Below are 21,040 nucleotides of genomic sequence, written 5' to 3'. Positions count from 1 at the left end.
CGGCGTGCGGACGCAACCGAACGGCGCCGCTTCCTGGGGAGAGGGAGGAAGCGGCGCCGCGTGCGGGGTCAGGTCACGCGGGGGGTCAGGCGTTGACGCCGGTGTTGCCGAAGGCGGGGTTGAGCAGACCGATCACGTTGACCGAGTTGCCGACCACGTTCACGGGGACGTGGACGGGGACCTGGAGCAGGTTCCCGGAGGCCACACCGGGCGAGTTCAGGGCCTCGCCCTCCGCCGACGCACCGCCGTGCGCCGAGGAGACACCGGCGCCGGCGGCGAGGAGGCCACCAGCGATCATGGTGACGGCTGCGGCCTTCTTGAAGTTCTTCACGTTCTCGTCCTCCAGTACGTCTGCCGCGACCAGCCGTCGCGACACGCCTTGGAGAACGGCCGGTCCGCGATCGGGATACGCCATGTGGGCTACATACACCCGACCGTATGAATCTCAGTCCGGAACGAGACGATCCGATTTACCTCTGATCACTCGACGATTCCGTGCCTGACCGCCCACAATGCGGCCTGGGTCCGATCGGAAAGGTCCAACTTCATCAGGATGTTCGAGACGTGGGTCTTGACCGTCTTCTCGGAGAGGACCAGGGCACGGGCGATCTCCCGGTTGGAGCGGCCGTCGGCGATCAGGCCCAGGACCTCGCGTTCGCGGTCGGTCAGCGAGCCGGGCCGGCCCGCCGGAGAGCCCTGGTCGTCCTGGGAGAGCAGGGCGAGGGCCACCTCCGGCTGGAGGAGCACGTGGCCCGCGTGGACGGAGCGGATGGCTCCGGCCAGCGCGTCCGGGTCGATGTCCTTGTAGACGTATCCGGCCGCACCGGCCCGCAGGGCGGGGACCACGGTCCGCTGCTCGGTGAAGCTGGTGACGATCAGCACGCGGGCGGGGTTCGCCAGCTCGCGCAGCCTGCGCAGCGCCTCGATGCCGTCGGTACCCGGCATCTTGATGTCCATCAGGATCACGTCGGGTCCCAGCTCCTCGGCCCGGGCGATGCCCTCTTCGCCGTCGGAGGCCTCACCGACCACCTCGATGTCCTCCTGGACCTCCAGGAAGGTCCGCAGGCCCCGCCGGACCACCTGGTGGTCGTCGACCAGCAGTACTCGAATGCCGCTGCCGCTCCGGGCGGTGCTGTCAGCCACCGGGGACCTCCATCTCGATCGTGGTGCCCCGACCGGGCTCCGAGTGCACGGTGAGCCGGCCGCCGACGCCGCTCGCGCGGTCCCGCATGGAGACCAGGCCCAGATGCCGGCCCGCCCTGCGGACCGTCCGGGGGTCGAAGCCCTTGCCGGTGTCGAGGACCTTGAGGACCGCGCCCCCGGCGGAGGTCCGGGCCAGGGTGACCTCGACGCGGTCGCCGCCGGAGTGGCGCAGGGCGTTGTGCAGGGCCTCCTGGGCGACGCGGAGCAGCGCTTCCTCCTGGGTCGCCGGCAGGGCCCGTACGCCGTCACAGGTGAAGGTGACGTGCGCGGTGTGGGCGCGGTCGAGGACGTGGACGTGGGTGCGGAGGGTGGCGACCAGGCCGTCCTCGTCCAGGGCGGCCGGGCGCAGCTCGGTCACGGCGGCGCGCAGTTCGTCGGCGGCCTCCGCCGCCAGGGCCGCCACCTGCTGGAGCTCGCCCTTGGCCCGGGCCGGGTCGCGGTCGACCAGGGTGGCGGCGGCTTGGGCGGTGAGGCGGAGCGAGAAGAGCTTCTGGCTGACGGCGTCGTGCAGCTCGTGCGCGAGCCGGGAGCGCTCCTCGGCGATGGTGAGTTCGCGGCTGCGCTCGTAGAGGTGGGCGTTGGTCAGGGCGATCGCCGCGTGCTGGGCGAGGAGGGAGAGGAGTTCCTGGTCCTCGTCGGTGAACCCGCGGGGGCCGCGCTTGTTCGCCAGGAAGAGGGCGCCGAGGGTCTCCTCGCCGTCGCGCACGGGCATGCCGAGGAAGTCGGACATCTCCGGGTGGGCGGCCGGCCAGCCCTCGAAGCGCGGGTCCTTGCGTACGTCGGCCAGGCGCTCGGGGCCGCCTTCGTGGAGCATCGCGGCGAGGATGCCGTGCTGGCGGGGCAGCGGGCCGATGCGCCGCCACTGCTCCGCGCTGATGCCGTCCACGACGAACTGGGCGAAGCCGCCGTGGTCGTCCGGGACGCCCAAGGCCGCGTACTCGGCGTCCAGGAGTTCGCGGGCGGACACGACGATCGTGCGCAGGACGTCGCGGACCTCCAGGCGGCGGCTCATGGCGAGCAGGGCGGTGCTCACGGCGGCCAGGCCGCTGGGGGGCCCGCCGTGCGGGGGGCTACCGGTCATGGGCTCACCGTACCCGCGGCCTTGACCTGCGGGATCGGGCCGTGGACGTAGGTCCAAGGGACCTACGGGGGTGGGGCTCGTGGCCGACGCGGCGGGGCGCGGGCCGTTCCTAGGTTGGGGGCATCTGCTGATCGGGACGGAAGGCGAGGGTGCTGTCATGTCGGTGGCGATCGTGACGGGGGCGTCCAGGGGACTGGGCCGGGCGCTGGCCGGGGAGCTGGCGGCGCGGGGCTGGGACCTGGTGCTGAGCGCACGGGGTGCGGCGGCGCTGGAGGAAGCCGCGGCCGGTCCGGCGCGGGCGGCCGGGGTGCGGGTGGTGACGGTGGCCGGGGACGTGTCCTCGGCGGCGCACCGGGCGGCGCTGGTGGCGGCGGCGCAGGAGTTGGGCGGGCTGGACCTCTTGGTGAACAACGCGGGGGTGCTCGGGGCCGAGCCGTTGGTGCCGCTGGCGGAGCATGCGCTGGACGGGCTGCGCGAGGCCTTCGAGGTCAATGTGGTGGGGCCGCTGGGGCTGGTCCAGGAGGGGCTGCCGCTGTTGCGGGCGGGTCGGGCCGGGGCGGTGCTGAACATCAGCTCGGACGCGGCGGTGGTGGCGTACGCGACGTGGGGGGCGTACGGGGCGACCAAGGCGGCGGGGGACCTGCTGTCGGCCGTGCTGGCGGTGGAGGAGCCGGGGCTGCGGGTGTGGTGGGCCGATCCGGGATCGATGCGGACGCGGATGATGGCGGCGGCCGAGCCGGACGAGGACCTGGCGGGGCTACCGGCGCCGGAGGAGGTGGCTCCGGCGCTGATGCGGCTGGTGGAGCGGGAGCTGCCGAGCGGGCGGTACACGGCGCGGGAGCTGGCCGCGGAGGCGGGCCCGGGGACGGGCGCGGAGGCGGGGGGCGAGGCGGGCGCGGAAGCGGCCGCGGGAGCCGTCCCCGGGGCGGCCGCGGGGGGTGGGCGGTGAGCCGGCATCGAGCCCTACGGGAGACAGATCTATATATAACGGACATACCGCCGCAATTGTTGGCCCGGGTCCCGGCCGAGCAGCGGGGACCGGGGCTGGGGCGGGACGCCGTGAGGCTCCTGGTGTCCCGGGGTAGCGAGCAGGTGTCGCTGCACGCCTTCCGGGAACTGCCGGGGCTGCTGCGGGCCGGAGACGTACTGGTGGTGAACACCTCGACCACGCTGGCGGCCGCCGTGGACGCCCGGCTGGGCGGCGAGGACCTGGTGGTGCACTTCTCGACCCGGGGCGACGGCGGGTACCCGGGGACGAGGCCCCGGGACGGCCGCTGGGCGGTGGAGCTGCGCGCCCCGGCCGGCGGCGGGACGACCCGGCCGCGCGCCGGGGGGCCCGCCGGGGCGGTGCTGGAGCTGCCGGGCGGACACCGCCTCACCCTGGAGGAGCCCCTGACGGCGGGCGCGGACCGGCTGTGGTGGGCACGCCCCTCCCCCGCGCCGGACGGGGTGCCGGCGCTGCTGCGGACGCACGGGCGGCCGATCCGGTACGCGTACACGGAACGGGACCAGCCGATCTCGGCCCATCAGACGGTGTTCGCGGTGCCGGCCGCCGACGGGGCGGGCTCGGCGGAGATGCCGAGCGCGGGCCGGCCCTTCACGGCGGAGCTGGTGGCGCGGCTGGTGAGCCGGGGGGTGCAGTTCGCCCCGCTGGTCCTGCATGCGGGGGTGGCCTCGCAGGAGGCGCACGAACCTCCGTACCCGGAGCGGTACGAGGTGTCCGCCACCACGGCGGGGCTGGTGAACGCCGCCAGGGCCGCGGGAGGGAGGGTCATCGCGGTGGGGACCACGGCGGTACGGGCCCTGGAATCGGCCGCGGACGCATCGGGGCGGGTGCGCCCGGCCGCCGGGTGGACCGACCTGGTGGTGACTCCGGAGCGCGGGGTGCGGGTGGTGGACGGGCTGCTGACCGGGCTGCACGAGCCCGAGGCGTCCCATCTGCTGATGCTGGAGGCGGTCGCGGGGCGGACCGCCGTACGGCTCGGGTATGCCGAGGCACTGGCCCGGCTCTGCCTCTGGCACGAGTTCGGGGACGTTCATCTGCTACTCAAGGATGAGAACCGTGACCATATGCATTGCGACAGCAACGCAATGTGAAACCGCCCCGCGCCCCATGTGACCCCGCACATAGGACCCACATCACTTACGAAGCCGCCTAGTGGACGGATAAAGGCCCTGTCAGTGCTGTCCCACCTAGCGTCGAGGCCCGAAATGGGGCCTCGACGCCCACGCGTGATCCACTAAGCGGGATCGTACGTCACACCTTTGCCACAGGATTTTGCCGCCGCTAAGAATTGCTCCCGTCGCACAGCACCGCGGATCCCCGGATCCACAAAGCGCCTTCCTGCGACTCCCGCTATTCGAAGAGGTTGCCCCGCCATGTCTGCTTCCCGCACCCCCGGTCACAGTCGTCTGACGAAGGCACACAAGCTGTCCATCGCCGGTGTCGCCACGCTGAGCGCCGCCGCCGTCGCCTTCTCCCTCGCTCCGGGCGGCACCGCCGCCGCCGAGGCGCAGACGATCAACGTTGCCCCCGTCGCCTGGACCCAGGCCGTCAACGGCGCGCAGACGAAGACGCTGCAGGGCCACCTCTCCGCGCAGCAGGTCATCTCCCAGGCGAACGCCAAGGCCGCCGCCAAGATCAAGGCCGACGCCGACGCGAAGGCCAAGGCCGAGGCCGCCGCGAAGAAGGCGCGCGAGCAGAAGGCTGCCGCCAGCCGCTCCGCCGCCCGCACCCCGGTCTTCGCGAACAACCTCGACGGTTGGATCAAGGAAGCCCTCTTCATCATGAAGAAGGAGGGCATTCCGGGCACCTACGCCGGCATCCACAAGAACGTCATGCGCGAGTCCAGCGGTAACCCGATGGCGATCAACAACTGGGACATCAACGCCCAGAACGGCATCCCCAGCAAGGGTCTGCTCCAGGTCATCTACCCGACCTTCAAGGCGTACCACGTCAAGGGCACCAAGTTCGACCAGTACGACCCGGTCGCCAACATCGTCGCCGCCTGCAACTACGCGGCCGACCGCTACGGCTCCATGGACAACGTCAACAGCGCCTACTAGGCCTCGGCGCACCCAAAGCCCCATGCGCCTCAGGGCGGCACCCGGACTTCCGGATGCCGCCCTGAGGCGTTTTGCGGTACGTGCGCACGTGCGGCGCGCGGTACGTGCGTGCGGTCGTCCCGCCCGCGTCCTACTTGCCCGCGCGCATGACCTCGGGCTCGTGGCGGCGCAGCAGGCGCTGCACCGCGAAGCCGCAGGCCACGCCGATGAGCAGCAGGATGGTGATGTTCAGGCTCCACTGGCCGATCGTGGCGTCCCAGAGCGGGTCGGTGTTGGTCGGGTTCTCCGCGTCCCACGGCGGCATGAGCTTGCCGAGGTTCAGCGTGGTGCCGGCGGCGGCGATGGCCCAGCGGGACGGCATCAGCCAGGCGAACTGCTCCAGGCCCGGGGAGTCGTAGACCTGGAAGAGGATGCCGGTGAAGACGACCTGGACGATCGCGAACATGACCAGCAGCGGCATGGTCTTCTCGGCGGTCTTCACCAGCGAGGAGATCACCAGGCCGAACATCATCGAGGTGAAGCCGAGCGCGATGACCGACAGGCAGATCTCGACGGCCGGCGGCATGATCAGGCCCTCGGCGGGCAGGTCGCGCGGGAAGAAGCCGATCGCACAGATGATCACGCCCTGGATGGCCGTGATGACTCCGAGGACGATCACCTTCGACATGAGGTACGCGGACCGGTACAGGCCGGTCGCGCGTTCCCGCTCGTAGATGACCCGTTCCTTGATCAGCTCGCGGACCGAGTTGGCGGCGCCCGAGAAGCACATGCCGACCGCGAGGATCAGCATGATCGTGCCGGCGTCACCGTTGAAGCGAGACGGCGCGACGGGAGGCGCGAGGCCGAACTTCGCGGGGATCACCGTGGAGACCACGCCGAGGACGGCGGGCAGGAGCACCATCAGGGCCAGGAAGCCCACGTCGGAAGCGATCACCGAGACGTAGCGGCGGATCAGCGTCCACAGCTGCGAGCCCCAACCCTGCGGCTTGGTCGGGTGCATCTGCTGGACCGGGGGCATCGCGCCGGACTGCGGGGCGATCGCGTCGATGTCGGCGGCGTACAGCTGGTAGTGCTGGGATCCCTTCCAGCGGCCGGCCCAGTCGTAGTCGCGGTAGTTCTCGAAGGCCGAGAACACGTCCGCCCACGTGGTGTAGCCGAAGAAGTTCAGCGCCTCGTCCGGCGGACCGAAGTACGCGACCGAACCGCCCGGGGCCATGACCAGCAGCTTGTCGCAGATGGCCAGCTCGGCGACCGAGTGGGTGACGACGAGGACCGTGCGGCCGTCGTCGGCGAGGCCGCGCAGCAGCTGCATGACGTCGCGGTCCATGCCCGGGTCGAGGCCCGAGGTCGGCTCGTCCAGGAAGATCAGCGAGGGCTTGGTGAGCAGCTCCAGAGCCACGGACACGCGCTTGCGCTGACCACCCGAGAGCGCGGTGATCTTCTTGTCCTTGTGGATGTCGAGCTTGAGCTCGCGCAGCACCTCGTCGATGCGGGCGGCGCGCTCGGACTCGGCGGTGTCGCCCGGGAAGCGGAGCTTGGCCGCGTACTTCAGGGCGGTGCGGACGGTCAGTTCCTTGTGCAGGATGTCGTCCTGCGGGACCAGGCCGATGCGCTGGCGGAGCTCCGCGAACTGCTTGTACAGGTTGCGGTTGTCGTAGAGGACGTCGCCCTGGTCGGCGGGCCGGTAACCGGTCAGCGCCTTGAGCAGGGTGGACTTGCCGGAGCCCGAGGGTCCGATGACGCCGATCAGCGACTTCTCGGGGACGCCGAAGGTGACGTCCTTGAGGATCTGCTTGCCGCCGTCGACCGTGACCGTGAGGTGGCGGGCCGAGAAGGAGACCTCGCCGGTGTCGACGAACTCCTCGAGGCGGTCACCGACGATCCGGAACGTCGAGTGGCCGACGCCGACGATGTCGTTCGGGCCCAGCAGAGCGGTGCCGGACTTCGCCAGCGGCTGACCGTTGACGTACGTGCCGTTGTGGCTGCCGAGGTCGTGGATCTCGAAGCGGCCGCCGGGCATCGAGCGGAACTCGGCGTGATGGCGGGAGACCTGGAGGTCGGAGACCACCAGTTCGTTCTCCAGCGCACGGCCGATCCGCATGACGTGGCCCAGCGAGAGCTGGTGGAACGTCGTCGGGCTGCGGTCTCCGTAGGCCGGGGCCCCGCCCTGCGCCGGGCGGGGAGCCGCGGCGCCCTGCTGGTGCGGGAGGTGGGCCTGCGGCTGCTGCGCGTGCTGCTGCTGTGCGTGCTGCTGCTGTTCCCAGGCCTGGGGCTGCTGCGCGTGCTGCTGCTGCGGGGCCTGATAGGCCGGGGCCTGCGGCTGGGCGTACGCCTGGGCCGGGGCCTGCTGCGCCACGGCCGGCTGCGGCGCGGCGGCAGCGCTCAGATTCAGCCGCGGTCCGTCGGTCGCGTTGCCCAGGTGGACCGGCGTGCCGGGCACGAGCTCGGTCTGCTGGACCCTGGCCCCGTGCACGTAGGTGCCGTTGGTGCTGCCGTGGTCCTCGATGCCCCAACCCCGGCCGTTCCAGGTGATGGTGGCGTGCCGCCACGACACCCGCGCATCGTCGATCACCACGTCTCCCTGGGGGTCACGCCCCAGCGAGTACGACCTGGACGGATCGAGCGTCCAGGTCCTTCCGTTCAATTCCAGTACGAGTTCCGGCACTCCAGCCCCACTTAAGTCCCCCGAGAATCCCCCATGACGTCAGGGAGTCTAGGGATGGCGAACATCCGGGGGAACTATTTCAGGCCTACAGCCGTATGTGGAATCCGGGCCTTGCCGGGGCGTCTACGCCTGCCCGTTGACGGGGTCGCAAGTCACCCGGAGAGTGAGATACGGGACTTCTCGCCCGGGGGTCCCGTCGCGTACCGCTCGGTAGGCATCGGGGGTTCACCGTATGCGCCGCATCCGTTGGGGAGACGTGCTGCTGTCCGCCGTCGCCACCGTGGGCTGGTCCCTGATCGCGATGGCAGGGGTGGCCGGACTCGGGCTGCACCTGCTGGGCGCCGACGCCTCCGACGCCTCGAGGGGCTCGCTCGGCGCGATGACGGCGGCCACGGTGGTCCTCGCGATCGGTGGAACCGTGACCCCCTCGGGTGACGTCTCGGTCTTCGGAGTCACCGGTGCGGGCGCCGAAACCTCCCTGGACGGCATGCCCTTGGGGGTGTCGCTGGCCGGGGCGCTGGTCATGGCCTCGTTGTTCCTGCGTTCCCTCCGGGCCTGGGCGGGGCACGGGGAAACGGCGGCCAGGGTGGCGGTCCTCGGGGCGCTGTTCGTCGCGCTGGCGGGCGCTCTGGCGCGGGCCGGGCACGGCGTGGTCACCCTCGACGGGACGCTGCCGCTGCCGAATACCCCCGCGAAGGTCGAGGTCCCGGGGATCGGGGACATCGGCGGGCTGCTCCCGGACCGCATCGGGGACCTGATCGAGACCCGGACCCGAGTGGCGTTCTCGGTGGAGCTCGGGCCGACCCTGTTGGGCGCGGGGGTGTGGGTGCTCGCCGTACTGGCGCTCGCGCTGCTGGTCTCGCGGCGCGGGCCGACCGCGCTGGCCCGGCTGCGCCCGGCAGCCTCGGCGATGGTGGCAATGCTGCTGGTCGCGGTGGCGGCCGGATGGGCCGCGGCGGTGTGGGCGGCGCTGGGCGACGACCAGCCGCGGCGGGTGTGGGGCGGAGCGCTGCTGGGGGCGCCGAACGGGAGCTGGCTGGGGTTGCTGCTGGGGCTGTTCGTACCGGTGCGCGGCCGCGTCTCGGGGGCTCCGGCCCGGCTGCTGCCCGATCCGTTGGACGACCTGCTGGCGGTGTCCGCACGGGAGCCGGTCACGGTGGCCCGCCTCGGGGAGTACGACGAGCGGCTGTGGCTGCTGGTCGCGGGGGCGGCCCTGTTGCTGCTCTACGCGGGCGCGCTGGCGGCCGTACGGACGCCGGGGCGCGGGATCCTGGGGTGCGCGGTGCGGCTGTCGGTCTGTACCGGGGCGACCCTGGCGGTGCTGGCGTGGTTGACGGGGTTCTCGGCGGACGCTTCGCTCGCGGTGCTGGGTGTGGATGTGGTGGACGCGGGGGTGGAGCTGCGGGGGGACGTCCCGTACGCCCTGCTGCTGGGCGCGCTCTGGGGGGCGGTGGCCGGTGCGGTGGGTGCACTGCTGACCCGTCGGCGCCGGGCCGCCCTGCCGGGTCGGGCCGGCGCGCCGGGGCCCGCGCCGGGGTGGCCCGACCCCGGGGCGCCGACGGCCGCGTACCCGGGGGCCGTACCGTACGGCGGGCCCGTGCGCGGGCCGCGGCCCGGAGCGGGCGGGGAGGTGGACGGCTCCTGGGACGTGACCGTGACGGGCGTCCCGCCCTGGTCGCCGGGGCTGCCGAAACCGCCCCGCCGGGAGCCCTTCACTCCCCCTCCGCCGCCGGGAGCCCCGCCCCCGCCGAAGCCGCTGAGGCCACCGAGGCCGCCGGGGCCACCGGCGCCGCCGCGGTGAGGCCGGCGGCCGTTGCCCGGGGCTCCGCCGCGGCTCCCGCGCCTCGAACGACGGAGGGTCGGAACGTTCGTTCGGTCGGCGCGACCGTTCACGACGTGGGACGGGGGTCCTGGGGCCCGGGTCGGGAAGATACGGTGAGGGCACCATGAGCGCATCGCAGACCTCCGACGTCCCCACCCTCCTCGTCAAGATCTTCGGCAAGGACCGTCCCGGGATCACCGCCGGGCTGTTCGACACCCTCGCCGCCTACTCCGTCGACGTCGTCGACATCGAGCAGGTCGTCACCCGTGGCCGCATCGTCCTGTGCGCCCTCGTCACCAAGCCCGACGGCGGAGCCGAGGGCGACTTGCGGGCGACCGTCCACAGCTGGGCCGAATCCCTCAAGATGCAGGCCGAGATCCTCTCCGGTACCGGTGACAACCGGCCGCGCGGCAGCGGCCGCTCCCACGTCACCGTGCTCGGGCACCCGCTCACCGCCGAGTCCACGGCCGCGATCGCCGCCCGGATCACCGAGACCGGCGGAAACATCGACCGGATCTTCCGGCTCGCCAAGTACCCGGTGACGGCGGTGGAATTCGCCGTCTCCGGTGTCGAGACGGAGCCGCTGCGCACCGCGCTGGCCACCGCCTCCGCGCACATCGGCGTGGACGTGGCCGTGGTCTCGGCCGGATTGCACCGCCGGGCCCAGCGCCTGGTCGTCATGGACGTGGACTCGACCCTCATCCAGGACGAGGTCATCGAGCTGTTCGCGGCGCACGCCGGGTGCGAGGCCGAGGTCGCCGAGGTCACCGAGCGGGCCATGCGCGGTGAGCTGGACTTCGAGCAGTCGCTGCACGCCCGGGTGGCGCTGCTCGCGGGGCTGGACGCGTCCGTCGTGGACAAGGTCCGCGCCGAGGTGCAGCTGACCCCGGGCGCGCGGACCCTGATCCGCACGCTCAAGCGGCTCGGCTACCAGGTGGGTGTGGTCTCCGGCGGGTTCACCCAGGTGACGGACGATCTGCGGGAGCGACTGGGGCTGGACTTCGCCTCCGCCAACACCCTGGAGATCGTCGACGGGAAGCTGACGGGCAAGGTCACCGGCGAGATCGTGGACCGGGCGGGCAAGGCCCGGCTGCTGCGCCGCTTCGCCGCGGAGGCCGACGTACCGCTGTCCCAGACGGTGGCCATCGGCGACGGCGCCAACGACCTGGACATGCTGAACGCGGCCGGGCTGGGCGTGGCCTTCAACGCCAAGCCGGTCGTCCGCGAGGCCGCGCACACCGCGGTGAACGTGCCCTTCCTCGACGCGGTGCTGTACCTGCTCGGGATCACCCGTGAGGAGATCGAGGCCGCCGACCTGGCCTGACCCCGACGCACGCGAAGGGCCCCGGCAGCCGGTGCGGTTGCCGGGGCCCTTCGGTGTCCTGGGTCCGCCGGTCAGAGGCCCTTGGGGGTCCAGTAGTCGAGCAGTGTGCCCACGCCGTGTTCCACGGACTTCCACGATCCGGTGAAGGAGACCACGGCGAGGGCCGCGGTCGGGAAGCCCGTACGGGTCATGCGCGCCAGGGTCTCGCCCTCCGCGCGCCCCGAGAGGGCGTCGGCGAGGGCGTGCATTCCGGGGTTGTGCCCGATGACGAGGAGGTCGGAGACCTCGTCGGAGGTCTCGTTGAGCAGGGCGATGAGCTCACCCAGCGAGGCGTCGTAGAGCCGCTCCTCGTAGTGGGTCTTCGGCCGGTGCGGCATCTCCTGGACGGCCAGCTTCCAGGTCTCGCGGGTGCGGGCGGCGGTGGAGCACAGGGCCAGGTCGAAGACGATGCCGGTTTCGGCCAGCTTCAGACCGACGGCCGGCGCGTCCTTGCGGCCTCGTTCCGCGAGGGGGCGATCGTGGTCGGACACATCGGGCCAGTCGGCCTTGGCGTGCCGGAGGAGGGCGATCCTGCGGGGTGTGTCGGCGCTCATGACTCCCAGCTTCGCATGAAACGAGGCGCAGGGCGCAGGGCGTTGGGGGGGGCTCACGCCCGGGTGAGGGGCGCGCAGGAGGTCAGCCGGCGGCGCGCAGCAGCTGCTCGGCGATCTGGACGAGGCCCGAGACCTCGCCGGTGGCCGCTTGGGCCTCGCCCGATCCGGCGAGGAGCAGCAGCAGGAGCCCGAAGGCGAGGGCGGGCAGGGCCAGTGCCCACCAGTGCAACCGGGTGCTCGCGGCAGTGGCGCGGGCCCGGGGGCGGGTGGGGCCCGGCGGGAGGGGGCTGATGTGCGTGGGGGCCGACATGGCCGCCTCCGTGGGTGGGGACCGGACTGACTCACTGCCTACGAATCTATGGATCCGGGGCGGTGGTTCCCATCCGGGGCACACCCCACTTCACCCTGAGCCTGACCCCCTAGGGGTAGTGGGGTTAACCCCACCCCCTCCCCGGAGCAGGGGCTCACGGGGAGGCGATCGTGGCGATGACCGAGATGATCACGGTGACGGCGAGGAACGCGCCGAGCACGAGGCCGAGCTTCTTGCGGCCGTTCTGCGGGTTCGGTTCAAGTACGGGCGTCATGCCGGTCAGTCTCCCATGCCGCATTCGTCCTCGATCGTGCGGTCCCGTCCGGCGAGGACGCCCAGCACGACCTGCGGTACGAGCAGTCCGGCCATCAGGGCGAGCGGCAGGTCCCAGCCTCCGCTGTGCTGGTAGAGGGTGCCGATGAGGAGGGGGCCGGGGATGGAGATGAGGTAGCCGGTGCTCTGGGCGAAGGCGGAAAGCTTGACCACGCCGGCCGGGGACTTGGCGCGCAGCCCGATGAGGGTGATGACGAGGGGGAAGGCGCAGTTGGAGATGCCGAGCAGGAGCGCCCAGGCCCAGGCTCCTGCGGCGGGGGCGAAGTAGAGGCCGAGGTAGCCGGTGAGGCCGAAGGCGCCGAGGGTGACCGCGATGGCGCCCTGGTTCTTCATCCGGGCGGCGAGGCCGGGGATGACGAAGGCGAGCGGGACGCCCATGACCATGGTGACGGCGAGGAGCACTCCGGCCGTGGAGGCGGAGACCCCGGCGTCGCGGAAGATCTGCGGGAGCCAGCCCATGGTGATGTACGCACCGGTGGCTTGGAGGCCGAAGTAGCAGGCCAGGGCCCAGGCGGTGCGGCTGCGGACGACCCGGGGGCCGGCTCCGGAACCCACCGGCCCGGCGGTGGACCCGGCCCGGTCGGCGCGCCGGGAGGCGCGGGCGACGAGCAGCCAGGGCAGTACGGCGAACAGGGCGAGCACGGCCCAGACCAGCAGGCCGGTGCGCCAGCTGCCGCCGAGGGCGTCGGTCAGCGGGACGGTCGCGGCGGCGGCGAGCGAGGTGCCGGCGGCCAGGCACATGGAGTACAGGCCGATCATGGTGCCGACCCTGTCGGGGAAGTAGCGCTTGACGATCACCGGGAGCAGCACGTTGGTGAGGGCTATGCCGGCCAGCGACAGGGCGCTGGCGGCGAGGAAGCCGACGGCGCCGGTGGCGAAGGGGCGCACCAGCAGGCCGGTGGCGACCGCGGCCATGCCGGCGCAGACGACGGCGGCCGGGCCGAAGCGGCGGGAGAGCCGGGGTGCGGTGACGCCGAAGACGGCGAAGCAGAGGGCGGGGACGGAGGTGATCAGTCCGGCGACGGTGCCGCTCATGCCGAGGCCCGTGCGGGTCTCCTCGAAGAGGGCGCCGAGGCTGGTGATGGCGGGCCGCAGGTTGAGGGCGGCCAGCACGATTCCGACGATGAGCACCGGGCCGAGCCAGGTCGGGGCGGCCTGGGCGGGGGTGGAAGGGTACTGGTCGGGGGCGGTGCGCACGACCGGCGGGCGGTTCATGGTCCGGATGTCTTCGTCGGGCATTCAACCATCATAGAATCATGGGATGATTGGTTGTCCAGTCGCTCGTGAAGTCGCCTCCGAGAGGAACCCATGCCGCTGACCTCGCCCCGGCGCTCCGCGCTCGTCGATCAGGTGATCGCCCAGCTGCGGAACCAGATCACCTCCGGCGAGTGGCCGGTCGGCGCCCGCATTCCGACCGAGCCGAAGCTCGTCGAGCTGCTGGGCGTCGCCCGCAACACGGTGCGCGAGGCCGTGCGGGCGCTGGCGCACAACGGCCTCCTCGACATCCGCCAGGGTTCGGGGACGTACGTCATCGCCACCAGCGAGCTGGCCGGCGTGATGCACCGCCGCTTCGCCGGGGCCGACCCGCGGCACATCGCCGAGCTGCGTTCGACGCTGGAGTCCGCGGCGGCCCGACTGGCGGCGGAGCGGCGTACCGAGCGGGACCTCGTACAGCTGGACGCCCTGCTGGCGCGCCGCGAGGAGGCCTGGACGGGCGGCGACGCGGAGGTCTTCGTGGCGGCGGACGTGAGTCTGCACATGGCGGTGGTGACCGCCTCGCACAACGAGGTGCTGATCGAGCTGTACGCGGACCTCGGCGATCTGGTGGCGGACTGGCTGCGGGGGGACGTGGGGACCGAACTGCACCCTTCCGCCCACCTGGACCACGCCCGGTTGATCGAGGCGATCCGGCGGGGCGACGGGGACGCGGCGGCCTCGGAGGCCGCGGGCTACCCCTTCGCCTGCCTCGGCGAGAAGGCGGCTGACACGCCGGTCAACAGCGCGGAGGACGCCCCGCTCACGGGCGCCGGTGGCTGACCCAGGCCGAGCGGACCTCTTTCCAGCAGCGGCCGACGAGCTCGGTCCGGCCGGCCGGGCCGACGGCCACGGCGACGCCGTCGCCGTCCACGTCCCACCAGCGGTCGCACTCGACGTGCAGCCGGACGAGGTCGGTCTCCGGGTAGGCGTTGTGGCAGTACGCCGACACCTGCGAGCCCTGGATCACGGTGTCGCAGTCGGCACCGAAGAGCTCGCCCCCGGCGGGCCGTACGGGCTGCGCGGGGGGCTCGGCGGGGATGTCGGCGAGCTCCACGACGGCAGGGGCCACCGCGTCGGTGCCGGGTACGGGCTCCGCCCCCACGGGCTGCGCGGCGGCTCCGGGGACCAGGAGCCCGGTCAGGATCACGGTCGTGACCAGCACGGCTACGGCTCGGCTCGGTCTCGCGCGCACTCCTGTCCTCCTCCCCGCAGGAGCCGAGAAGATCCCGGCCTGGTCAGTTTGCAGGCATTCGTCCCGGTTTTCGACTCGGGAAGATCCGGTCGGCCGGTGAACATTCGGTCGAACGCACCCCCCCGCGGAGTGCGCAAACGGCGGCGGCCGCGCCTCCCGGAAGGGAAGCGCGGCCGCCGCCGTGCGGACGGGGAGGGCCGATCGAGGATCAGGCGCCCATCGCGTGCAGGCCGCCGTCCACGTGGACGATCTCGCCGGTGGTCTTCGGGAACCAGTCCGAGAGCAGGGCGACGACGCCCTTGCCGGCCGGCTCCGGGTCGCTCATGTCCCAGTTCAGCATGGAGCGGGTGTTCCAGACCTCGGCCAGCTCGCCGAACCCCGGGATGGACTTCGCGGCCATGGAGCCGATCGGACCGGCCGAGACCAGGTTGCAGCGGATGTTCTCCTTGCCCAGGTCGCGGGCGAGGTAACGGCTGGTGGCCTCCAGGGCGGCCTTGGCCGGGCCCATCCAGTCGTACTGCGGCCAGGCGAACTGCGCGTCGAAGGTGAGGCCGACGATGGCCGCGCCCTCCGCCGGGAACAGCGGCTTGCAGGCCATGGCCAGCGACTTCAGCGAGAACGCCGAGACGTGCATGGCGGTGGCCACCGACTCGAACGGGGTGTTCAGGAAGTTGCCGCCGAGGGCGTCCTGCGGCGCGAAGCCGATGGAGTGGACGACGCCGTCGAGGCCGCCGAGCTCGTCGCGGACGAGGCCCTCCAGGCGGGCCAGGTGCTCGTCGTTGGTGACGTCGAGCTCGATCACCTTGACCGGCTTCGGCAGCTTCTTCGCGATGCGCTCGGTCAGCGACGGACGCGGCCACGCGGTGAGGATGACCTCTGCGCCCTGCTCCTGAGCCAGCCGGGCCGTGTGGAAGGCGATGGACGACTCCATCAGCACACCCGTGATGAGGATGCGCTTGCCCTCGAGAATTCCGCTCATGGTGATCAGTGACCCATGCCCAATCCGCCGTCAACGGGAATGACGGCTCCGGTGATGTACGCGGCGTCGTCGGACGCCAGGAAGCGAACGGCTGCCGCGATCTCCTCGGGCTGCGCGTAACGGCCGAGCGGCACCTGGCCCACGATGCCCGCGCGCTGCTCGTCGGTGAGCACCTTCGTCATGTCGGTGTCCACGAAACCGGGGGCGACGACGTTGAAGGTGATGTTGCGGGAACCCAGCTCGCGGGCGAGGGAGCGGGCGAAGCCCACCAGCGCGGCCTTGGAGGCGGCGTAGTTGGCCTGGCCGGCCGAGCCCAGGAGGCCGACGACCGAGGAGATCAGGACGACGCGGCCCTTCTTGGCCCGGAGCATGCCCCGGTTCGCGCGCTTGACCACCCGGAACGTGCCGGTGAGGTTGGTGTCGAGGACGGAGGTGAAGTCCTCTTCGGACATGCGCATCAGCAGCGTGTCCTTGGTGATGCCGGCATTGGCCACGAGGACCTCGACCGCGCCGTGCGCGTCCTCGATCTCCTTGTAGGCCTGCTCCACCTGCTCGGAGACGGTGATGTCGCAGCGCACCGCTAGGACACCGAGGGAGGTGAGCGCCTCCGGCGGCTCACCCGACCGGTACGTGATCGCGACCTTGTCGCCGGCCTCCGCGAAGGCTTGGGCGATGGCGAGGCCGATGCCCCGGTTTCCTCCGGTGACGAGAACCGAGCGGCTCAACGGATCACCCTTTCGCTAGCGGTCTGAATACCAAAAACCTATAGGTCGCACCGCCCGTACGGGGAATCGACCCCCGACAGGGCCTTGCGACCGGCTCTGTCGAATCCCTACAGAAAGATGTAGGCACGAAGCCCCCGATCGCGACATGATCGGGGCGACCGGCCCCGACCACGGGAGGACTTCCGTGCCCCATTCCATCGACGCGGTCTTCACCGCGCTGCCCCTGCGGGCGCTCGCCGATGCGGCGCTCGCCCGGGCCCGCGCGCTGGGCGCCGAGCATGCCGACTTCCGGCTGGAACGGATCCGCAGCGCCTCCTGGCGCCTGCGGGACGCCAAGCCGTCCGGTGGCTCCGACACCACCGATCTCGGGTACGCGGTCCGGGTCGTGCACGGGGGCAGCTGGGGATTCGCCTCCGGTGTGGACCTGACCATGGACGCCGCCGCCAAGGTGGCCTCGCAGGCCGTGGCCATGGCGAAGCTGTCCGCCCAGGTGATCAAGGCCGCGGGGTCGGACGAGCGCGTGGAGCTCGCCGACGAGCCGGTGCACGCCGACCGGACGTGGATCTCCGCCTACGACGTGAACCCCTTCGACGTGCCGGACGCCGAGAAGGCCGCGCTGCTCGCCGACTGGAGCTCGCGCCTGCTGGCGGCCGACGGGGTGGCCCACGTGGACGCCTCGCTGCTCGCCGTCCACGAGAACAAGTTCTACGCCGACACCGCGGGCACCTCGACCACGCAGCAGCGGGTCCGGATCCACCCGCAGCTCACCGCGGTCGCCGTGAACGGCGGAACCGGCGAGTTCGACTCGATGCGCACCATCGCCCCGCCGGCGGGGCGCGGCTGGGAGTACCTGACCGGCACCGGCTGGGACTGGAACTCCGAGCTGGAGCAGATCCCCGGCCTGCTCGCCGAGAAGATGCGGGCGCCGAGCGTCGAGGCCGGCCGCTACGACCTGGTGGTGGACCCGTCCAACCTGTGGCTCACCATCCACGAGTCCATCGGCCACGCTACCGAGCTGGACCGGGCGCTGGGCTACGAGGCGGCGTACGCGGGGACCTCCTTCGCCACCTTCGACCAGCTGGGCAAGCTCAAGTACGGCTCCCCGATCATGAACGTGACGGGCGACCGCACCGCCGAGCACGGTCTGGCCACCGTCGGCTTCGACGACGAGGGCGTCCAGGCGCAGAGCTGGGACCTGGTCAAGGACGGCACCCTGGTCGGCTACCAGCTGGACCGGCGGATCGCGAAGCTGACCGGCCTCGGGCGCTCCAACGGCTGCGCCTTCGCCGATTCCCCCGGGCACGTGCCGGTCCAGCGGATGGCGAACGTCTCCCTCCAGCCGGATCCGGGCGGGCTCTCGACCGAGGACCTGATCGGCGGGGTGGAGCGCGGGATCTACGTGGTCGGCGACCGCTCGTGGTCGATCGACATGCAGCGCTACAACTTCCAGTTCACCGGGCAGCGGTTCTTCCGGATCGAGAACGGCAAGCTGGCGGGGCAGCTGCGCGACGTCGCCTACCAGGCCACCACCACCGATTTCTGGGGCTCGATGGAGAAGGTCGGCGGCCCGCAGACCTACGTCCTGGGCGGCGCCTTCAACTGCGGCAAGGCCCAGCCGGGCCAGGTGGCGGCGGTCTCGCACGGCTGCCCGTCCGCGCTGTTCCGCGACGTGAACATCCTGAACACCACGCAGGAGGCCGGGCGATGAGCTCGTCGATTCGCATCACCAAGCCCCACGAGGTCGTCGAGCGGGCCCTGGAGCTGTCCACGGCCGACGGTTGCGTCGTCATCGCGGACGAGGGGTCGAGCGCCAATCTCCGCTGGGCGGGCAACGCCCTGACGACGAACGGCGTGACCCGCGGCCGGACCCTGACGATCATCGCCACGGTCGACGGGAAGGAGGGCACGGCCTCGGGGGTCGTCTCGCGCTCCGCCGTGACCGCGGACGACCTGGAGCCGCTGGTCCGGGCCGCCGAGGCGGCCGCCCGCGGGGCGGGCCCGGCCGAGGACGCCCAGCAGCTGGTCGCCGGGATCCCGGCCTCGCCGGACTTCACCGACGCCCCGGCCGAGACGAGTTCGGCGGTCTTCGCGGACTTCGCCCCGGCCCTCGGCGAGGCCTTCGCCCGGGCCCGTGAGGGCGGCCGGGAGCTGTACGGCTTCGCCCACCACGAGCTGGTCTCCACGTACGTGGGCACCTCGACGGGCCTGCGGCTGCGCCACGACCAGCCGAACGGCACCCTGGAGCTGAACGCGAAGTCCCCGGACCGGCAGCGCTCCGCCTGGGCGGGCCGCTCCACCCGGGACTTCAAGGACGTGGACCCGACCGCGCTGGACGCGGAGCTCGCCGTGCGCCTCGGCTGGGCGGAGCGGAAGATCGACCTGCCCGCGGGCCGGTACGAGACCCTGCTGCCGCCGACCGCCGTGGCCGACCTGCTGATCTACCAGATGTGGTCGGCGGCGGCCCGGGACGCGGTGGAGGGCCGTACGGTCTTCTCCAAGCCCGGCGGCGGCACGCGGCTCGGCGAGAAGCTGTCCGGGCTGCCGCTCACCCTGCGCAGCGACCCGAACGCGCCGGGCCTGGAGTCCGCGCCGTTCGTGATCGCGCACAGCTCCGGCGACGACGCCTCGGTGTTCGACAACGGCCTGCCGGTCCCGGCGACCGAGTGGATCGCGGACGGTCACCTGAACCGGCTGAGCACGACCCGGCACACGGCGGGCCTGACCGGAATGCAGCTCTCCCCCGGCTTCGGGAACCTGATCCTGGACGCGGGCGGCGAGAAGTCCCTCGACGAGATGGTCGCGGCCACCGAGCGGGGCCTGCTGCTGACCTGCCTCTGGTACATCCGCGAGGTGGACCCGGCGACGTTGCTGCTCACCGGCCTGACCCGGGACGGCGTCTACCTGGTGGAGAACGGGCAGGTGGTCGGCGAGGTCAACAACTTCCGGTTCAACGAGTCCCCCGTGGACCTGCTGTCGCGGGCCTCGGAGGCCGGCCGGACCGAGAAGACCCTGCCGCGCGAGTGGAGCGACTGGTTCACCCGTGCCGCGATGCCGGCCCTGCGCATCCCGGACTTCAACATGAGCTCGGTGAGCAAGGGCGTCTGACCACCTAGAATGTGCGGGTAGACCCCTCATCCTCATCCCTACTCACTCCATCTCTCAAGGAGAGTCACGACCGTGACTGACATCGTCGACGAACTGAAGTGGCGCGGGCTCTTCGCCCAGTCCACCGACGAAGAAGCGCTGCGCAAGGCCTTCGCGGACGGTCCGGTCACCTTCTATTGCGGTTTCGACCCGACCGCGGCCTCGCTGCACGTGGGGCACCTGGTCCAGGTGCTCACCGTGCGCCGGCTCCAGCAGGCCGGCAACCGGCCGCTGGCGCTGGTCGGCGGGGCCACGGGGCAGATCGGCGACCCGCGACCGACGGCCGAGCGGACCCTGAACGACCCGGAGACCGTCGCGAACTGGGTGACCCGGCTGCGCACCCAGATCGAACCGTTCCTGTCCTTCGAGGGCGAGAACGCGGCGCTCATGGTGAACAACCTGGACTGGACGGCGGGCATGTCCGCCATCGAGTTCCTGCGGGACATCGGCAAGCACTTCCGCGTCAACAAGATGCTGACGAAGGACTCGGTCGCCAAGCGGCTCGACTCCGACCAGGGCATCAGCTACACCGAGTTCAGCTACCAGCTGCTCCAGGGCATGGACTTCCTGGAGCTGTACCGGCGCTACGGCTGCGTGCTCCAGCAGGGCGGCTCCGACCAGTGGGGCAACCTGACGGCCGGGCTCGACCTGATCCACCGGGTCGAGCCGGGCGCGGTCGTGCACGCGCTGGCGACTCCGCTGATGGTCAAGGCGGACGGCACCAAGTTCGGCAAGTCCGAGAGCGGCGCCGTGTGGCTCGACCCGGAGATGACCACGCCGTACGCGTTCTACCAGTTCTGGCTGAACGTGGACGACCGGGACATCTCCACCTACATGCGGATCCTGTCCTTCAAGTCCCGCGAGGAGCTGGAGGAGCTGGAGGCACAGACCGCCGAGCGGCCGCAGGCGCGCGCCGCCCAGCGGGCGCTGGCCGAGGAGCTGACCACGCTCGTGCACGGCGCCGACCAGTGCGCCGCCGTGATCGCCGCGTCGAAGGCACTGTTCGGTCAGGGCGACCTGGCGGAGCTGGACGAGGCCACGCTGGCCGCGGCCCTGTCCGAGCTGCCGCACGTCCAGGTGCCGGAACCCGGCCTCGTGGTGGACCTGCTCGCGGAGACCGGCCTGGTCGCGAGCAAGTCGGCCGGCCGCCGGACCGTGAAGGAGGGCGGTGCCTACGTGAACAACGCGAAGGTCACCGCCGAGGACGCGGTCCCCGCCAAGGAGGACCTGCTCCACGGGCGCTGGCTGGTGCTGCGCCGCGGCAAGAAGAACCTGGCCGCGGTGGAGGTCACCGGCGCCTGACCCGACCGGCGCGCCGCAGGGCACGACCGAGCGGCGAGCACTGC

At 71.9% G+C, this 21,040-nt stretch carries 20 protein-coding genes; 9 read left to right on the top strand and 11 right to left on the bottom strand.

Annotated features, from left to right (window positions below; all coding sequences use genetic code 11):
- Nucleotides 1–85: 85 nt before the first annotated feature.
- The 3 genes from OG207_RS32615 to OG207_RS32605 all read right to left on the bottom strand — a co-directional run bounded on the left by OG207_RS32615 (nucleotide 86) and on the right by OG207_RS32605 (nucleotide 2,284).
- Entirely contained in the window at nucleotides 86–331 is a 246-nt protein-coding gene (locus OG207_RS32615) for a chaplin (RefSeq protein ID WP_329108064.1), read from the bottom strand.
- A 149-nt stretch (nucleotides 332–480) separates the two neighbouring features.
- Complete coding sequence (locus OG207_RS32610; protein WP_329103471.1) at nucleotides 481–1,143, bottom strand: response regulator transcription factor; 663 nt, start codon at nucleotides 1,141–1,143, stop codon at nucleotides 481–483.
- Nucleotides 1,136–2,284, bottom strand: a complete 1,149-nt coding sequence (locus OG207_RS32605) for a GAF domain-containing sensor histidine kinase (RefSeq protein ID WP_329103469.1) — start codon at nucleotides 2,282–2,284, stop codon at nucleotides 1,136–1,138. Before OG207_RS32605 ends, OG207_RS32610 begins: the two co-directional genes overlap by 8 nt.
- A gap of 157 nt (nucleotides 2,285–2,441) precedes the next feature.
- On the opposite strand from OG207_RS32605, the gene OG207_RS32600 reads away from it, so the two are divergent.
- The 3 genes from OG207_RS32600 (at nucleotide 2,442) to OG207_RS32590 (ending at nucleotide 5,350) form a co-directional block, all read left to right on the top strand.
- The gene (locus tag OG207_RS32600; RefSeq protein WP_329103467.1) at nucleotides 2,442–3,233 is read left to right on the top strand and encodes an SDR family NAD(P)-dependent oxidoreductase; all 792 of its coding nucleotides are present in this window, start codon (nucleotides 2,442–2,444) and stop codon (nucleotides 3,231–3,233) included.
- A gap of 44 nt (nucleotides 3,234–3,277) precedes the next feature.
- A complete protein-coding gene (locus tag OG207_RS32595) occupies nucleotides 3,278–4,381 on the top strand; it encodes an S-adenosylmethionine:tRNA ribosyltransferase-isomerase (protein ID WP_329108062.1) in 1,104 nt (367 codons plus the stop codon).
- Nucleotides 4,382–4,663: 282 nt separating this feature from the next.
- Nucleotides 4,664–5,350, top strand: coding sequence for a transglycosylase SLT domain-containing protein (locus OG207_RS32590; protein WP_329103465.1), 687 nt, complete (start codon nucleotides 4,664–4,666; stop codon nucleotides 5,348–5,350).
- Between the two features lie 130 nt (nucleotides 5,351–5,480).
- Here the strand turns inward: OG207_RS32590 and OG207_RS32585 are convergent, their stop codons facing one another.
- Nucleotides 5,481–8,015 (bottom strand): FHA domain-containing protein, encoded by a 2,535-nt coding sequence (locus tag OG207_RS32585; RefSeq protein ID WP_443072775.1) that lies wholly within the window; start codon nucleotides 8,013–8,015, stop codon nucleotides 5,481–5,483.
- A 232-nt stretch (nucleotides 8,016–8,247) separates the two neighbouring features.
- Here OG207_RS32585 and OG207_RS32580 point away from each other — a divergent pair, with 232 nt between their 5' ends.
- Complete coding sequence (locus OG207_RS32580) at nucleotides 8,248–9,816, top strand: streptophobe family protein (RefSeq protein WP_329103463.1); 1,569 nt, start codon at nucleotides 8,248–8,250, stop codon at nucleotides 9,814–9,816.
- Nucleotides 9,817–9,961: 145 nt separating this feature from the next.
- The gene (gene serB / locus OG207_RS32575) at nucleotides 9,962–11,161 is read left to right on the top strand and encodes a phosphoserine phosphatase SerB (protein WP_329103461.1); all 1,200 of its coding nucleotides are present in this window, start codon (nucleotides 9,962–9,964) and stop codon (nucleotides 11,159–11,161) included.
- A gap of 71 nt (nucleotides 11,162–11,232) precedes the next feature.
- Here serB and OG207_RS32570 read toward each other — a convergent pair whose 3' ends face one another.
- The 4 genes from OG207_RS32570 to OG207_RS32555 all read right to left on the bottom strand — a co-directional run bounded on the left by OG207_RS32570 (nucleotide 11,233) and on the right by OG207_RS32555 (nucleotide 13,636).
- Entirely contained in the window at nucleotides 11,233–11,754 is a 522-nt protein-coding gene (locus tag OG207_RS32570) for a SixA phosphatase family protein (RefSeq protein WP_329103459.1), read from the bottom strand.
- Nucleotides 11,755–11,836: 82 nt separating this feature from the next.
- Nucleotides 11,837–12,064 carry a hypothetical protein gene (locus tag OG207_RS32565; protein ID WP_329103457.1) on the bottom strand — a complete coding sequence of 76 codons (228 nt, stop codon included), beginning with the start codon at nucleotides 12,062–12,064 and terminating at the stop codon, nucleotides 11,837–11,839.
- Between the two features lie 154 nt (nucleotides 12,065–12,218).
- Nucleotides 12,219–12,338, bottom strand: coding sequence for an SGM_5486 family transporter-associated protein (locus tag OG207_RS32560; RefSeq protein WP_266598082.1), 120 nt, complete (start codon nucleotides 12,336–12,338; stop codon nucleotides 12,219–12,221).
- A 5-nt stretch (nucleotides 12,339–12,343) separates the two neighbouring features.
- Entirely contained in the window at nucleotides 12,344–13,636 is a 1,293-nt protein-coding gene (locus OG207_RS32555) for a CynX/NimT family MFS transporter (RefSeq protein ID WP_329103455.1), read from the bottom strand.
- 69 nt (nucleotides 13,637–13,705) lie between these two features.
- Here OG207_RS32555 and OG207_RS32550 point away from each other — a divergent pair, with 69 nt between their 5' ends.
- Complete coding sequence (locus OG207_RS32550; RefSeq protein WP_329103453.1) at nucleotides 13,706–14,434, top strand: FadR/GntR family transcriptional regulator; 729 nt, start codon at nucleotides 13,706–13,708, stop codon at nucleotides 14,432–14,434.
- Here the strand turns inward: OG207_RS32550 and OG207_RS32545 are convergent.
- The 3 genes from OG207_RS32545 to fabG all read right to left on the bottom strand — a co-directional run bounded on the left by OG207_RS32545 (nucleotide 14,415) and on the right by fabG (nucleotide 16,550).
- Nucleotides 14,415–14,846 carry a hypothetical protein gene (locus OG207_RS32545; protein WP_329103452.1) on the bottom strand — a complete coding sequence of 144 codons (432 nt, stop codon included), beginning with the start codon at nucleotides 14,844–14,846 and terminating at the stop codon, nucleotides 14,415–14,417. The genes OG207_RS32550 and OG207_RS32545 overlap by 20 nt on opposite strands.
- Before the next feature lie 208 nt (nucleotides 14,847–15,054).
- Nucleotides 15,055–15,825, bottom strand: coding sequence for an enoyl-ACP reductase FabI (gene fabI / locus OG207_RS32540; protein ID WP_329103450.1), 771 nt, complete (start codon nucleotides 15,823–15,825; stop codon nucleotides 15,055–15,057).
- Nucleotides 15,826–15,830: 5 nt separating this feature from the next.
- Nucleotides 15,831–16,550, bottom strand: a complete 720-nt coding sequence (gene fabG, locus OG207_RS32535; protein WP_329103448.1) for a 3-oxoacyl-[acyl-carrier-protein] reductase — start codon at nucleotides 16,548–16,550, stop codon at nucleotides 15,831–15,833.
- A 184-nt stretch (nucleotides 16,551–16,734) separates the two neighbouring features.
- On the opposite strand from fabG, the gene OG207_RS32530 reads away from it, so the two are divergent.
- From OG207_RS32530 to tyrS, 3 genes are all read left to right on the top strand, one after another.
- Nucleotides 16,735–18,258, top strand: coding sequence for a TldD/PmbA family protein (locus OG207_RS32530; RefSeq protein WP_329103446.1), 1,524 nt, complete (start codon nucleotides 16,735–16,737; stop codon nucleotides 18,256–18,258).
- A complete protein-coding gene (locus tag OG207_RS32525; protein ID WP_329103443.1) occupies nucleotides 18,255–19,655 on the top strand; it encodes a metallopeptidase TldD-related protein in 1,401 nt (466 codons plus the stop codon). Before OG207_RS32530 ends, OG207_RS32525 begins: the two co-directional genes overlap by 4 nt.
- A gap of 72 nt (nucleotides 19,656–19,727) precedes the next feature.
- Nucleotides 19,728–20,996, top strand: a complete 1,269-nt coding sequence (gene tyrS, locus OG207_RS32520) for a tyrosine--tRNA ligase (RefSeq protein WP_329103441.1) — start codon at nucleotides 19,728–19,730, stop codon at nucleotides 20,994–20,996.
- Nucleotides 20,997–21,040: the final 44 nt, after the last annotated feature.

The organism is Streptomyces sp. NBC_01439 (genome assembly GCF_036227605.1).
In the GTDB taxonomy this organism is placed as follows: Bacteria; Actinomycetota; Actinomycetes; order Streptomycetales; family Streptomycetaceae; genus Streptomyces.
This window is presented reverse-complemented; position numbering and strand designations above follow the sequence as displayed.